Source organism: Vibrio sp. KUL78 (assembly GCF_059725505.1).
Map to the genome: position 1 here is coordinate 3054823 of NZ_AP045837.1, position 14868 is coordinate 3069690.

Consider the following 14868-nt stretch of genomic DNA (forward strand, 5'->3'; position numbering starts at 1 on the left):
ATAAAGGGTCTTATCATGATCAAAAAGTGCCTATTCCCAGCAGCGGGCTATGGAACACGCTTCCTACCGGCAACTAAATCGATGCCTAAGGAAATGATGCCAGTCGTTAACAAACCTTTGATTGAATATGGTGTGGAAGAAGCCATTCAAGCAGGTATGGACGGTATGTGTATCGTTACTGGACGTGGCAAACACTCGATCATGGATCACTTTGACAAGAACTACGAGCTTGAACACCAGATCAGTGGTACCAATAAAGAAGAACTGCTGGTCGATATTCGCGACATCATCGACTCTGCGCATTTCACCTACATTCGCCAACGCGAAATGAAAGGCCTTGGTCACGCAATTCTTACAGGTCGTGAACTGGTTGGTGACGAACCGTTTGCTGTGGTACTTGCCGATGACTTATGTGTTAATGAGGACCAAGGCGTACTCGCACAAATGGTTGCGCTATATAAGCAGTTCCGCTGCTCTATTGTTGCTGTCCAAGAAGTGCCAGAAGATGAAACACACAAGTACGGCGTTATCTCTGGTGAGATGATCAAAGACGATTTATTCCGTGTTGACGACATGGTTGAAAAACCAGAGCAAGGCACAGCGCCAAGCAACCTAGCGATCATCGGTCGCTACATCCTAACACCAGATATTTTTGAGCTTATTGAGCAAACAGAACCTGGCAAAGGCGGTGAAATCCAAATCACTGACGCCCTACTTAAACAAGCAAAAGCGGGCTGCGTTCTCGCCTACAAGTTTAAGGGCAAGCGTTTTGACTGCGGAAGCGTGGAAGGCTATATCGAAGCAACCAACTACTGTTTCGAAAACCTTTACCTAAAAGACGAAAAAGCCTCTGAGCTTGGTAAGCACGCGACCAAAAAAGCTTAAGCAAGTCTAAGCTTACTTAATTATAAAAATGGCCACTACTTAGTAGTGGCCATTTTCTTTCAAAGCCTGTTTTTTTATCCAGTATTTCTTTGCACAAACTTCACACTATGTAATACTTGTCACACTACGTATTACATGAGTGGCAACAATGGACAAGATCGAAGTTAGGGGCGCTCGCACCCATAACCTTAAAAACGTCAATCTCACAATTCCTCGCGACAAACTTACCGTTATTACAGGCCTCTCTGGCTCAGGCAAATCATCTCTTGCTTTTGATACCCTATATGCAGAAGGTCAGCGTCGCTATGTAGAGTCCTTGTCCGCTTATGCAAGACAGTTCCTTTCTCTCATGGAAAAACCGGATGTTGACCACATCGAAGGTCTATCACCCGCCATTTCCATTGAGCAAAAGTCCACCTCTCATAATCCGCGCTCAACCGTGGGTACCATTACTGAAGTCTATGACTATTTGCGATTGCTGTACGCTCGAGTTGGCGAACCACGTTGTCCTACCCATAAAGTGCCACTGGCCGCTCAAACTGTAAGCCAGATGGTTGATAAGGTGTTAGAGCTTCCTGAAGGCTCCAAGATGATGTTGCTTGCACCGATTGTTAAGGAGCGTAAAGGGGAACACGTTAAAACCTTAGAAAACCTTGCCGCTCAGGGCTTTATTCGTGCGCGTATCGATGGTGAAACCTGCGATCTCTCCGATCCACCGACTCTAGAGCTCCATAAAAAGCACACCATTGAGGTCGTTGTGGATCGCTTTAAGGTACGCGATAACTTGCAGCAACGTCTGGCTGAATCTTTCGAGACCGCACTTGAGCTTTCTGGTGGCATCGTTGGCGTCGCTTGGATGGATGAGCCCGAGAAAGAAGACATCATCTTCTCAGCGAACTTTGCTTGCCCATATTGTGGCTACAGCTTACAAGAGCTAGAACCTAGATTGTTCTCGTTCAACAATCCAGCGGGCGCTTGTCACACTTGTGACGGACTCGGTGTGCAGCAGTATTTCGATCCTGACCGAGTCATCGTAGATGAAAACCTCAGCATTGCCGACGGGGCAATCCGTGGGTGGGATCAGAAAAACTACTACTATTTCCAGATGTTAACGTCGCTGGCAAAGCATTATGACTTTGACCTGTTTGCGCCGTTTAAATCACTGCCAAAGAAAATTAAAGACGTCGTATTAACCGGCTCTGGACGCACTGAGGTCGAGTTCAACTACGTCAATGATCGCGGCGATATTCGCGTCAAACGTCACCCATTTGAAGGGATCTTGAACACCTTAGAGCGTCGCTATCGCGATACAGAATCGAACTCGGTTCGTGAGGATCTGGCTAAGTACATCTCTACCAAATCTTGTGGGACGTGTGGCGGAACTCGCTTGCGTGAAGAGGCGCGCAATGTCTTTGTCGACGATACGACACTGCCAGAGATCGTTGAAATGAGCATCAGCGAAGCGATGGCTTTCTTCCAGTCACTCAAGCTAGAAGGCCAGCGAGCTCAAATCGCCGAAAAGGTGATGAAGGAGATCAACGACAGACTCCATTTCCTCGTCAACGTCGGCTTGAACTACCTTAACCTATCTCGAAGTGCCGAAACCTTATCTGGTGGTGAAGCTCAGCGTATTCGTTTGGCCAGCCAAATTGGTGCAGGTCTGGTTGGGGTAATGTATGTACTAGATGAGCCTTCCATTGGTCTCCACCAGCGTGATAACGAACGCCTGCTTAATACCTTGACCCACCTGAGGGATCTCGGCAACACAGTTCTCGTGGTTGAACATGATGAAGATGCCATCCGCACAGCGGATCACGTAATTGATATCGGTCCTGGTGCTGGGGTTCATGGCGGCTCAGTGGTTGCAGAAGGCACGATTGACGACATCATTGCATCAGAACAATCCCTTACTGGTCAATATCTGAGTGGTAAGCGCGAGATCGCTATCCCTGAAAATCGCACCCCGATGGATCCGAAAAAGGTAGTCACGCTACAAGGCGCGACGGGTAACAACCTAAAAAATGTCGACCTTACGGTACCTGTCGGTCTGTTTAGCTGTATTACTGGGGTGTCGGGTTCCGGTAAATCTACGCTGATTAACGATACCTTCTTTAAGATCGCCCACACCCAACTCAATGGTGCTACGACTGCAGAGCCGTCACCATACAAGAAAATTGAAGGGCTTGAGCATTTTGACAAGGTCATTGATATCGACCAAAGCCCTATCGGTCGAACACCACGTTCAAACCCAGCAACCTACACCGGCATCTTCACGCCAATCCGTGAGCTGTTTGCTGGCACACAGGAAGCCCGCTCACGCGGCTATAAGCCAGGGCGCTTTAGCTTTAACGTGCGCGGTGGCCGCTGCGAAGCATGTCAGGGTGATGGCGTCATCAAGGTAGAGATGCACTTCCTTCCTGATGTATACGTGCCTTGTGATGTGTGTAAAGGCAAGCGATACAACCGTGAAACACTGGAAGTTCGCTATAAAGGTAAAACGATTGACGAAGTTCTACAGATGACCGTTGAGGACGCCAGAGAGTTCTTCGATCCTGTTCCTGTGATTGCCAGAAAACTACAAACCCTGATGGATGTGGGCCTGTCGTACATCCGTTTAGGTCAAGCAGCAACCACGCTGTCTGGTGGTGAAGCACAACGTGTGAAGCTAGCGAGAGAGCTGTCTAAACGCGATACGGGTAAGACCTTATATATCTTGGATGAGCCGACAACGGGTCTACACTTCCACGATATCGAATTATTGCTGTCAGTACTGCACCGTTTACGCGACCACGGTAACACCGTTGTAGTCATTGAACACAACCTTGATGTCATCAAGACCTCTGATTGGATCATCGATTTGGGCCCAGAAGGCGGACAAGGCGGCGGAGAAATCATCGCAGAAGGCACGCCAGAAACTGTGTCCCAAGTCGAAGGTTCTCACACAGCACGCTTCCTAAAACCTATGCTAAAAGGTTAAATTAGAGCATCATACATAGGAGGTCAGATTGACCTCCTATGATTTTCTTGGGTTTAACTAGTCGCGAACATGGCAATCATTCATACCAATGGAACGGAACTCGAACCAGTAAAGGTTCGCCCTCCTCTTAATCGCAAGTTTATGACCGCCATGGCGGTGCTGTTTCTTATTGCGACGCATCTATTTTGGCCAAACCCTGGGGGAACCGGTCTGGCACTGTCGTTCAACAACACAGCATGGATCGTTTTCTCGATAGCCATTGGCTTGGGGCTTTACCAGCTAGGCACTAATCGAGTACTAAAATTTAGCAAACTAACCGTAGGGCTTGGGCTTTCCAGTGTATTGATGACGCTACCCTTACTCTACAGCGGTCCAGATATCGCGTCTGTCGCACCTCGATATGTCGCCCTGTGGTTTGGTTTTTTATTTTTTGTATTGCTGCAGCAATTTCAATTTACCAACAAACAGAAGCAACGCTTGCTGTGGCTCATCGTACTCGCTTCTCTCATTGAAGCCTTAATCGGTTATGCTCAGTTCCTGCTGCTCACGCCTGACAATTGGTTCGGTTACGATGTATCGGCTAACCGTCCCTATGGCATTTTTCAGCAGCCTAACGTCATGGCAAGCTTTCTCGCTACAGGTTTCGTGCTCTCTGGCTACTTACTCGCTAGGCAAAAGCATAAGTACAACTGGCGAATCAGTGACGTCTCTATCCTCTATATCACCCCCATGATTACCATACCTTTAGTCGTAGTACTGGGCTCTCGAACCGGTTGGCTTGGCGCTGCGATGGGGTTTGTATTTCTTGTGCCATATCTTTACCGCCACTCGACCAGAAAACGCTTTAGAGGTTGGACTCTCGCCACACTTGCTGGTTTGGCCCTAGGGCTGCTATTAGGGTTCGGTAACTCAGGAAGTCAGAACCTGATCACGCAAAAGTCGAGTCTCGAAGATGTGCGTTCAACCATCTATAGCCAGTCTTTAGATATGTTGATTGAAAAGCCATTCACAGGCTACGGACTGGGTAAGTTTGAATCTGAGTATTTGATTTATACCGCGAGACAGCACCAGCTCAACGACAGCTTTGCACCAGGTCTGCCGGCTCTTGATCACCCACACAACGAAATGCTGTTTTGGGGGATAGAAGGTGGCCTACTCCCAATGCTCGGTATTCTACTGGCTGCTCTATTTGTCTTGAGTCGAATCTACACCGCTAAAAAAGGGACTCGACTCGCTATATTTGCGCTGTTTCTGCCCATCTTTTTGCACAGTCAGCTTGAGTACCCGTTTTACCATTCGCTGATCCACTGGATCACATTCATTATTCTTATCTACTGGGTCGATCAACGTACGCCAAGGATCAAACAGATCTCTTTTACTTCGTTTACCAAAACGTTCTCTAGGGTTCTGTCATTGCTCATCCCTATCTTGGTCAGTGTGTATATGGTCGCGGCGCTACACACCAACTATGTACTGACCAAATTTGAAAAGTCGCAACCGGTCGACGCAAGCTTACTAGAGCAAGTAACGAACCCTGTGGTTTGGAAAGACAGGTATCACTGGGATCTATACAGCACCTACTTAAAACTTGGACTCGCAACCGGAAACCCAGAGTATATTCAGCCTTATATTGATTGGTCAGTCGAGGTGATTAAGAGTAAACCCAGACCAGCCTTCTATCGAAACTTGATCTTGGCGTATCAAGGTAGTGGTGAGGTAAGTAAGGCCCAGCAGGTGCTCGCTGAGGCGCAATATCTATTCCCGGATCACACGTTTGAACTGGCACCTATTTCCACGCCAACCAGCAGTCCCAGTGAGGCCGTAAGTTCTACGTCTACCACTCTCTAAAAAGCTGACCTTGCAAGAGTAGGCTCGTTAGGGTTCGTTCGTTAAAAAATGAGGCTCGCCACATCGGCGAGCCTCATTTTTGTTTATTACCCACCCCATTCATAAAGCGCTGGGATATCGATAATGTCATTGTCGAATCGAATTGTTATCGACTGCGGCTCAATCGCCAGTAACTGAATCGAGTTGAGTCGATCACCCTCTTTCAGCTCTTGCCCATTTACCTTGATCCACCTTCGGTTCATATCCGACGAGTACATGTGGGTCTGTAAATTAAGGGCTGGCAAACGGCCTCGATAGCGGGCCTCGTTGCTCTCTAGTGCGATATGATCAGCATTGCGAAGCAGAGGGTTTTCCGGCTCATTACTCATCGCCGCCGCCACTTTTCTCGCGATATCTGGATCAAGGCCGCTCAAATCAAGATCATCCAACCCAAAAGGTTCATTAGACGTGTTTGCTGGTTTTGGGGCGTTAAGAGCTGGCTCAGAAACACTAGGCAACTCACGCTCGCTGTTTGATGAAGCTTGGATAGCGGCGGTTGATTCAGGAATTGGCAACGGCGCTACATAAGTTCTTTTAGGGAGCGGTTTTAGCTCAGAAAACGTCGGATACGTTAACACCGAGTATCCTTCGCTCTGAGTTGGACTATTCGATGGACTTTCAGCAAGCGCTGCACTACTCACCATCGCCATGAGAAGTAGACTCATAGAAGTAACCTGACTCATTGCACGGCCTCCTCAGGGGTATCCCAAACCAGGCTAGGTGCATCGGTCTGAGTCATAAGCTCTAGCTGTCGGAGTGTGTTTCTTCCAGCAATGCCATCAACATCCATATTTTGCCAGCGTTGGAAGATCTCAACTTTACGCTCTAGTGTTTTATCGAACACGTCACTGCCGGTTGGCTGGTCACCCAATACTTGAGACAGTTTGCTATCCAACAATAACACCTGCTCGCCTTGTTGATTCAAGCGCAGTGTCGAGTAGATCTCACGTTGCCAAATCGAGTAATACTCACCGGTCCATAGTGATTCTAGCCACTCTTTCGGCATGGCAATACGTTGGGTACCATTGAGCACCTCAACCTCATCACCAGCCACTCTGTAGAGCACGACATAGCCTTCTCGCCCTTTATGATACAAAGGCATAACTACAGGAAGGTTTTGTGCGGTGATCTGCTCTAACGTACCAAGGTACTTCTGGCATTGAAACAAACCATTGGTTTCGGAATCGCACATGCCATCTAACACGCTGGCTCTGTAACCCCAAACGGCATAAAGCTCCTGGATCGCAGCAATTTTGTCGTCACGATTTAGCAGTTGCGGAATCAATTCGGCAGGGTATAGAGTCTGTTGCGGCTGAGACTCTTCGGCAATCACCGCTAGCGCATCCACGGGTGTCTCGACAGGTGCCGTTTCATTGGGAACATCAGTCGCCTGCAGCGACGCCCATGAGTGCTGAACCCAAGACAAGGCATCAGCCCCCTTCCAATACAAACCCGCCGCGACACACACGCCCAGGACGGCAGGCAGAGCATATTGACTTATGGCTTGACGCCAAGGGCTAGATGTTGATTTGGCTGTATTGCCGACACCGGGAGCCTGAAACGAGAGAATATCTTCACACGCTTTGAGAGCGATAGACTTTGATACTCGCTTCTCACCTGAATGGTAAGCGTACTGCAAGGCTTTATCCCCAATTAGGTTAATCAGCCTTGGAATACCTTGACTCGCATTGTTAATCGCCGCTACCGCCGACTTGTTAAATAACGAGGTCTCACCTCCTGAGGTCGATAAGCGAAACTCAATATACTGACGCGCCTCACCTTCTGATAATGGCAGTAAATGATATCGACCCGTAATACGCTGTGCTAACTGGCGTAATTGCGTCGTTCTTAGCTTCTGTTGCAACTCAGGCTGACCAATCAGAAGTACTTTCAGAAGCTTACGGTCATCGGTTTCCAGATTGGTTAAAAGGCGCAGTTGCTCTAGCACTTCCGCAGAAAGGTGCTGAGCTTCATCAATGACCACCAGCGTATTGATGCCTTGTTGCTCATTGTGTTGTAAATACTGATAGATAGCTTGGCTTAACTGCTTGAGTGAGGCTTGCTCAGGATAAGAAATAGAGAATTCATCACAAATCGCTTCAAGCAGATCCTGGCTTGAAAACGTTGGATTTAAAATGAGACCTGACGCCGTTTTGTCATCAAGCGAAGCCAGCATGGCTTTGGCAACCGTAGTTTTCCCGGTACCTACCTCACCTGTAAGCATGGCAAAGCCGCCACCCTGACCGAGTCCAGCTTGTAAATGCTGCATCGCTTCTCGGTGGCGTTGACTTAAAAACAAGTAGCGCGAACTCGGTACTATCGAGAACGGTACCTCGCGAAAACCAAAATAATCCTTGTACATGGGTTAACCTTACAATATCACTCAAAGCAAAGTACCATTGGCGCTCAGTAATGCCAACGGCTAAGTAGTAAAAAGGGGAGCCAATTTGCAAGTCTTTCTTGTTGGAGGCGCAGTACGCGACCAATTATTAAATATTGATGTCTACGACAGAGATTGGGTGGTCGTCGGAGCCACACCAGAGGCGATGCTTGAGCTCGGCTTTCAAGCCGTGGGCAAAGACTTCCCAGTATTTTTGCATCCAGATTCTAAAGAAGAGCACGCATTAGCTCGAACTGAACGAAAATCTGGTAAGGGTTATACAGGTTTCGAATGTTTCTCATCGCCGGATGTCACACTAGAGCAAGACTTAATGCGCCGCGATCTCACCATCAATGCCATTGCCCAAGATGAAACAGGCGAGCTTATCGATCCCTACAACGGGCAGCAAGACCTCGAAGAGCGAGTGTTGAGGCATGTCTCACCAGCATTTAGTGAAGATCCACTTCGTGTCCTTCGCGTTGCAAGATTTGCCGCGAAACTTGCTCATCTTGGTTTTAAGGTAGCTCCCGAAACAATGGCGCTCATGCGCACTATGGTCGACGCAGGGGAGCTCGAATACCTGACAGCCGAGCGCGTCTGGCAAGAGTGGCATAAGTCGTTAACCACACAATCGCCTGAGGTTTTCTTACAGGTTCTTAGAGACTGCGGTGCCCTAGAAGTCGTACTGCCAGAAATCAATGCACTGTTTGGCGTCCCACAACCAGAAAAATGGCACCCAGAAATTGATTCTGGCGTCCATACCTTAATGGTGGCTAAACAGGTATCACGATTAAGCAGCTTGCCAACCGTGCGATTCGCAGCCCAAGTTCATGACTTAGGAAAAGCGGTCACCCCCAAAGAAGAGTGGCCAAGCCACAAGCTACACACGCACACAGGACAGAAGATCATTAAGGCATTGTGCGCACGGGTTCGCGTCCCCAATGACTACCGAGATCTTGCTATTGCCGTGTGCGCTCAGCATTCGAATGTTCATCGCGCATTTGAACTGCGCGCCAGCACCTTTGTGAAAATATTCGGCCAACTCGACGTCTGGCGAAAACCTGAAAAACTGGATCAAGTATTAGTATGCTGCGAGGCAGACCACAGGGGGCGAAAAGGATTGGAGAAGGAACCTTACCCCCAAGCAGAGCGTTTCATGACAGCATATCGAGCTGCAGTTAGTGTTAATGTCCAACCCATTATTGCTGATGGATTTAAAGGACAGGCGATAAAGGAAGAGCTGGATAAACGCCGCATCAAAGCGGTTGAAATGGCATTAGCCGAGGGAAACTAAAGCGAGTGATGATGAATAGTGGCTCGAAGGAAAAGCTCTGAGCCACTATCAAGTGAAATTAGCTCATTAGCAGAAAAGCAAACAGACCCACACCTAAGATCAAGCGATAAATCACAAACGGCGTCATGCCCATACGTGAGATAAGCTTCAAGAAGAAGTGAATACAGATATACGCACTAACGAACGAAACAATGATGCCCGTTAACAAGAAACCAAAGTGAATCGGCTCACTGCCAGTGGCTAGTTTCAAGCCAAGATACGCACCCGCTAGCGTAATAATCGGAATCGACATTAAGAATGAAAAACGCGCTGCCGCTTCACGCGTAAAGCCAAGGTATAGCGCTGCCGTAATCGTCGCACCGGAGCGAGAAGTACCAGGAATGATTGCCGCGGCCTGAGCCAGACCAATGAATAACGCTTTCTTCCAGCCCGCTTGATATTCGTCATCCACCAGCTTAGCGTTTTTATCCACCCACCATAGCAACAAACCAAATACGATTGTCGTCGTCGCAATCACATAAGCACTGCGCAGATAAAGCTCAATAATGTCCTTCATCAGCAAACCGAAGATACATGCCGGAATCGTTGCTAGAACAATCATCCACGCCAGTTTCGATTCTTTGCTTCGCTCTCCCTTGAAAATGGACCCAAATAGAGCACTAAAAAGAGTGACGACCTCTTTGCGGAAATAGATCACCACCGCAGCCAGTGTGCCTACGTGTACAGCAACATCAAATGCCAGGCCTTGATCTTCCCAGCCCAAAATAGCCGAAGGCAAAATAAGGTGCGCGGAGCTAGAGATTGGCAAAAATTCGGTAAATCCTTGCACCAAGGCCAGTATAAAGGCTTCAAAATAACTCATGATTAATAACTACCAACTAAAATTGAAAATCGATTCTTTTCAGTGAGTCTACATCGGACATAGTCTCTAAAATCTGTTCTACCGTTCGCCCGTCATTAGGAATAACAAGCTGCGGGTCGAGATCATACAGTGGCTGTGTGACAAAGGAATACTTAAAGATATCTTCACGCGGAACTAACGGCTTTTTTTGTGAGATTTCATTTCCATACAACAAGATATCAAGATCAAGCGTGCGATCCTGAAACTTTGCCGCATCTGCCGCCCTGCCCCACTTTATCTCAATCTGTTTTAACACTTGGGAAAGCTCAAACAAATTGAGATCGGTATCAATTCGCATCACCATGTTATAAAACTCACTGCCATCGAAGCCAAATGACTCACAGGCATAAACGGGCGAAAGTGCAAGATTGCGTCCAAGAGATGTCAGTTCTACGTATGCCGCTCTGATGTGCTTTTCACGCTCCACATTGGTACCAATGCCAATGTAAGTAGTGATCATGCTTGGCCTCGCTCAATAACGACACCAACGCTTTTTGCTTGAGGAACAGCGCCAGGTTTAGCAAGACGTATCTTAACCCAAGGCACATTGAATTGATTTTGAATGATAGCAGCAACCTCTTCGGCAACACGCTCTACCAGGAGGAAGCGCCCATTCTGGATATGGTTGAGTACTGCTTCACTTACTTTTGAATAATCCAAGGCATCAGCAACATCATCACTTTTTCCTGCTGGCGCATTATCATGGGCCATTTCAATATCAAGAATAAGCTTTTGTTTAATCTCTTGTTCCCAGTCATACACACCAATGGTGGTGATCACTTCAAGCTGCTCAATGAATACTTTATCCAATGCCATGATTTGTCCTTTGATTAGAGGTCGGATACCCATTTATCGGGAAAAAACGTACTATTTTCGTTATGATATCAGTCCCTATGGATAATTTCTTGCGAAAAGGGTTCCAATGACACCAATAGCACTCGCTATGATTATTGCAGCTTACCTGCTTGGCTCTGTGTCGAGTGCTGTACTGATCTGTCGTCTACTCAGACTGCCCGATCCAAGAACGGTCGGGTCCAATAACCCCGGAGCGACCAATGTCCTGCGTACTGGCGGAAAAGGGGCTGCGGTTGCCGTGCTTCTTTGTGACATGCTTAAAGGGACGATTCCAGTCTGGAGTGGCTATTACCTCGGCATCGATGCTGTAGTGTTGGGTGTCATTGCGATTGCTGCATGTTTAGGTCACATGTACCCACTATTTTTCCATTTTAAAGGTGGCAAAGGAGTGGCGACAGCGCTGGGAGCCATCGCACCCATTGGCTGGGATTTAACCGGACTCATCACCGGGACATGGTTATTGGTTGCCGCTCTGTTTCGCTATTCTTCTTTAGCGGCGATAGTGACGGTCCTCATGGCCCCTGTATATACCTGGATGGCGCGCCCACTATTTACCCTGCCTGTTGCTATGCTTAGCTGCCTTATCCTATTAAGGCACCATCAAAATATTCGCAGGCTATTTGAAGGAACAGAGCCAAAGCTAGGTAAGAAAAAGACCTCCTAGTTACCTATCTTCCCAATAAAAAAGAGCAGCCTAAGCTGCTCTTTTCTGTGCGTGCGATGTTGGCTGCTTACGCATGCTGAGATAAAAACTCGCTTAGCATCCCCGTCACATACTCTGGCTGCTCTAAGTTACTAATATGACCTGCAGAAGGGATCACGTTGATCGAGCTTCCGGTGATCAGATCATTCATTAGGTAAGACTCAAGCACTGGACGAGGCTTATCTTCTGCACCAACGGCAATCAATGTCGGCAATGCAAACTTCTCAATCTCATCACAGAGATCACGACGACCAAACACCATTCGGCCAATTCGGGCAACTTGATCTGCCTGCTCACCTGACAAAGCGGCAAGTTTGGTTTCAAAACCTGAAACTAACTCTGCATTGTCTTGATTAGCATTATTGGCAAAAAACAACGGCACAACCGCGTCGACAATGGGTGCGGGTACCATCTTAAGCTCAGAGATCGTCGCTAGCATTGAAAAGTACTTGGCATGCGCAACCTCAGGCTCTAAACCGACGAAAGTATCCATCAACACTAAGCTTTTTACTCGAGCTGGAGCCAGAGCCGTCAACTCCGAGCCCCACATGCCACCAACCGACAAACCGACGATTGAAAACGTCTCAATCCCAAGCTCATCCATTAACGCCAACAAGTGCTTGGCGTAATCGGCAAGATTACTCATTGATGCCGGTGCGGCTTGCGACTGTCCATGAGCCCACAAATCAGGAACGATACAACGATAGTGCTGACTCAGCGCTTCTACTTGCGGCTGCCACATTTGGCTATCCCACAAATAGCTGTGACCAAATAGGACGACCGGCCCCTCGCCGACATCCTGATACGTCATGACTTGTCCTTCAACGGTAAACTGCTTCATGTTGTCGTATTCCCTAATTAATAACCATTACTTTGCTATTCAAGACTGTAGCACGATAAGCCAGTCTCGGACTTTAGGAGTTTTGTGCAGAAATGTCATTAAAAAAGGCCACTTGCGTGACCTTCATTGTTAACCTTTTATCGGACTTAGCTGATCAATTGGCCAGCGTGGTGTCGCCTCAACCGAAAGTTCGGCCGCTTCACCATTTTTAAGTCGCTGCATGCCCGCGTAAGCAATCATCGCCCCGTTGTCGGTACAAAACTCTGTGCGTGGGTAATACACCTCACCGCCGATTTTGCTCGCCAGCGCCTCTAGCTCTTTACGCAAGAAACGGTTAGCACTCACACCACCCGCGATAACGATACGCTTCATACCCGTTTGCTTTAGGGCACGCTTACACTTAATTGCTAGAGTTTCACACACCGCCTCTTGGAATGCGTAGGCAATGTCTGCGCGCGTCTGCTCACTATCATCGTTCGCCGCAATGGTGTTCGCTGCAAACGTTTTTAGACCCGAAAAGCTCATATCAAGACCCGGACGATCCGTCATTGGACGTGGGAACTTAAAGCGACCTGGCGTGCCTTTGTCTGCAAGCTTAGAAAGCAGCGGCCCACCCGGGTAATCAAGGCCCATTAGTTTCGCCGTCTTGTCAAATGCTTCGCCAGCGGCATCATCAATAGACTCACCAAGGATCTGATACTCACCAATGCCTTTTACTTCAACGATCATGCTGTGTCCGCCCGAGACCAGCAGAGCGATAAACGGGAATGGTGGTGGATTGTCTTCCAGCATTGGTGCCAGCAAGTGTCCTTCCATATGATGCACGGGCACAGCAGGCACACCCCACGCGTAAGCCATGCTACGTCCAATCGTCGTACCAACCAGCAGCGCACCCACCAGACCTGGACCAGCGGTATAGGCCACACCGTCAATATCTTTTGGTGTCAGATTTGCTTCTGCTAATGCTGCTTTGATCAACGGGATCGTTTTCTTCACGTGATCACGTGACGCCAATTCAGGGACAACACCGCCGTAATCAGCGTGCAATTTTACCTGGCTATATAGTTGATGGGACAGCAGTCCTTTTTCATCATCATAGATTGCGATGCCTGTTTCATCACAAGAGGTTTCAATACCTAGAATGCGCATATTGTTCTCGACATATTTCGAAATTGGCGCAATATTACCTCGTCATGAGCTCGCAAACAAATTTTGTACAAGAGATAGACGACAAAGTACTTTACAAAGGGCATGTGATCGGATTAAAATTCCGCACCATTTTTGATCTAGCTGGTTTTACGCTTAGAACAGAGAGTTCCATTGAGAGTTCTTAGTACTAACCAACAAGCGCCAGCATTAATGAACAGTTAACCCCTGAGGTGAAAGGCATATGCCAGTAGTTAAAGTACGTGAAAACGAACCGTTCGACGTTGCACTACGTCGTTTCAAGCGCTCTTGCGAAAAAGCAGGTATCCTTTCTGAAGTGCGTCGTCGTGAGCACTATGAAAAACCAACTACAGTTCGCAAACGCGCTAAAGCAGCAGCTCAAAAGCGTCACGCTAAGAAGCTAGCTCGCGAAAACGCTCGTCGCGTTCGCCTGTACTAATAACTAGGTCCAGATAGGATTTTAGTTATGGCTCTGATTGATAAACTCAAAGAAGAGCAAAAATTAGCGATGAAAGCCAAGGACAAATTGCGCCTTGGTACTATTCGTTTAGCCTTAGCAGCCATCAAGCAACGTGAAGTCGACGAACAGATTACTCTGGGCGAAGACGACATTCTTGCCGTGCTGACTAAAATGGTTAAACAACGTCGCGATTCTGTTACGCAATTTGAAGCAGCGGGTCGTCAAGATCTTGCTGAAGCTGAGCAAGCTGAAATTGCCGTACTTGAGGATTTTATGCCTCAACCACTGACCGATGATGAAGTTGCAGCACTGATTGACAGTGCCATTACCGAATCTGGTGCAGCGGGCATGCAAGACATGGGTAAGGTAATGGGTGTGCTTAAGCCACAAATTCAAGGTCGTGCAGATATGGGTAAAGTAAGTGGTTTAGTTCGCTCTAAACTCGCTTAATTACTCAACCAAAATTGCAACAAGCCGTGCTATCCTTTGGAACGCACGGCTTGTTTGTATCTCTCTCT

At 47.8% G+C, this 14868-nt stretch carries 14 protein-coding genes; 7 read left to right on the forward strand and 7 right to left on the reverse strand.

The window, feature by feature from the left end; translation table 11 throughout:
- Positions 1-15: 15 nt before the first annotated feature.
- The 3 genes from galU to AC6I8Y_RS14205 all read left to right on the forward strand — a co-directional run bounded on the left by galU (position 16) and on the right by AC6I8Y_RS14205 (position 5710).
- The gene (gene galU, locus AC6I8Y_RS14195) at positions 16-885 is read left to right on the forward strand and encodes a UTP--glucose-1-phosphate uridylyltransferase GalU (RefSeq protein WP_042473378.1); all 870 of its coding nucleotides are present in this window, start codon (positions 16-18) and stop codon (positions 883-885) included.
- 148 nt (positions 886-1033) lie between these two features.
- The gene (gene uvrA / locus AC6I8Y_RS14200) at positions 1034-3862 is read left to right on the forward strand and encodes an excinuclease ABC subunit UvrA (protein ID WP_394150864.1); all 2829 of its coding nucleotides are present in this window, start codon (positions 1034-1036) and stop codon (positions 3860-3862) included.
- 69 nt (positions 3863-3931) lie between these two features.
- Positions 3932-5710: a PglL family O-oligosaccharyltransferase gene (locus AC6I8Y_RS14205; protein ID WP_498020394.1), complete on the forward strand. Its 1779-nt coding sequence runs from the start codon at positions 3932-3934 to the stop codon at positions 5708-5710.
- A gap of 86 nt (positions 5711-5796) precedes the next feature.
- Here AC6I8Y_RS14205 and AC6I8Y_RS14210 read toward each other — a convergent pair whose 3' ends face one another.
- Both AC6I8Y_RS14210 and AC6I8Y_RS14215 read right to left on the reverse strand, forming a co-directional pair.
- Positions 5797-6432 (reverse strand): general secretion pathway protein GspB, encoded by a 636-nt coding sequence (locus tag AC6I8Y_RS14210; RefSeq protein ID WP_498020395.1) that lies wholly within the window; start codon positions 6430-6432, stop codon positions 5797-5799.
- Positions 6429-8111 carry an ExeA family protein gene (locus AC6I8Y_RS14215; RefSeq protein WP_498020396.1) on the reverse strand — a complete coding sequence of 561 codons (1683 nt, stop codon included), beginning with the start codon at positions 8109-8111 and terminating at the stop codon, positions 6429-6431. The genes AC6I8Y_RS14210 and AC6I8Y_RS14215 overlap by 4 nt, the downstream gene beginning before the upstream one ends.
- An 85-nt stretch (positions 8112-8196) precedes the next feature.
- Between AC6I8Y_RS14215 and AC6I8Y_RS14220 the strand changes: the two genes are divergently transcribed.
- Positions 8197-9423: a multifunctional CCA addition/repair protein gene (locus AC6I8Y_RS14220; RefSeq protein ID WP_498020397.1), complete on the forward strand. Its 1227-nt coding sequence runs from the start codon at positions 8197-8199 to the stop codon at positions 9421-9423.
- A gap of 58 nt (positions 9424-9481) precedes the next feature.
- Here the strand turns inward: AC6I8Y_RS14220 and AC6I8Y_RS14225 are convergent, their stop codons facing one another.
- From AC6I8Y_RS14225 to folB, 3 genes are read right to left on the reverse strand one after another with little or no spacing between them, the layout of a single operon-like run.
- A complete protein-coding gene (locus tag AC6I8Y_RS14225; protein ID WP_498020398.1) occupies positions 9482-10285 on the reverse strand; it encodes an undecaprenyl-diphosphate phosphatase in 804 nt (267 codons plus the stop codon).
- 16 nt (positions 10286-10301) lie between these two features.
- Positions 10302-10784, reverse strand: coding sequence for a 2-amino-4-hydroxy-6-hydroxymethyldihydropteridine diphosphokinase (gene folK / locus AC6I8Y_RS14230; RefSeq protein WP_498020399.1), 483 nt, complete (start codon positions 10782-10784; stop codon positions 10302-10304).
- Positions 10781-11140: a dihydroneopterin aldolase gene (gene folB, locus AC6I8Y_RS14235; RefSeq protein ID WP_042473853.1), complete on the reverse strand. Its 360-nt coding sequence runs from the start codon at positions 11138-11140 to the stop codon at positions 10781-10783. Before folB ends, folK begins: the two co-directional genes overlap by 4 nt.
- 106 nt (positions 11141-11246) lie before the next feature.
- Between folB and plsY the strand changes: the two genes are divergently transcribed.
- Complete coding sequence (gene plsY / locus AC6I8Y_RS14240) at positions 11247-11843, forward strand: glycerol-3-phosphate 1-O-acyltransferase PlsY (RefSeq protein WP_234495166.1); 597 nt, start codon at positions 11247-11249, stop codon at positions 11841-11843.
- Between the two features lie 67 nt (positions 11844-11910).
- Here the strand turns inward: plsY and AC6I8Y_RS14245 are convergent, their stop codons facing one another.
- Together AC6I8Y_RS14245 and tsaD are read right to left on the reverse strand one after the other, a co-directional pair.
- A complete protein-coding gene (locus AC6I8Y_RS14245) occupies positions 11911-12723 on the reverse strand; it encodes an alpha/beta fold hydrolase (protein WP_394150869.1) in 813 nt (270 codons plus the stop codon).
- 129 nt (positions 12724-12852) lie between these two features.
- A complete protein-coding gene (gene tsaD, locus AC6I8Y_RS14250) occupies positions 12853-13872 on the reverse strand; it encodes a tRNA (adenosine(37)-N6)-threonylcarbamoyltransferase complex transferase subunit TsaD (RefSeq protein WP_042473362.1) in 1020 nt (339 codons plus the stop codon).
- Between the two features lie 241 nt (positions 13873-14113).
- Between tsaD and rpsU the strand changes: the two genes are divergently transcribed.
- Positions 14114-14329, forward strand: coding sequence for a 30S ribosomal protein S21 (gene rpsU / locus AC6I8Y_RS14255; protein ID WP_001145625.1), 216 nt, complete (start codon positions 14114-14116; stop codon positions 14327-14329).
- A 27-nt stretch (positions 14330-14356) separates the two neighbouring features.
- Positions 14357-14800, forward strand: a complete 444-nt coding sequence (locus tag AC6I8Y_RS14260; protein ID WP_252012528.1) for a GatB/YqeY domain-containing protein — start codon at positions 14357-14359, stop codon at positions 14798-14800.
- Positions 14801-14868: the final 68 nt, after the last annotated feature.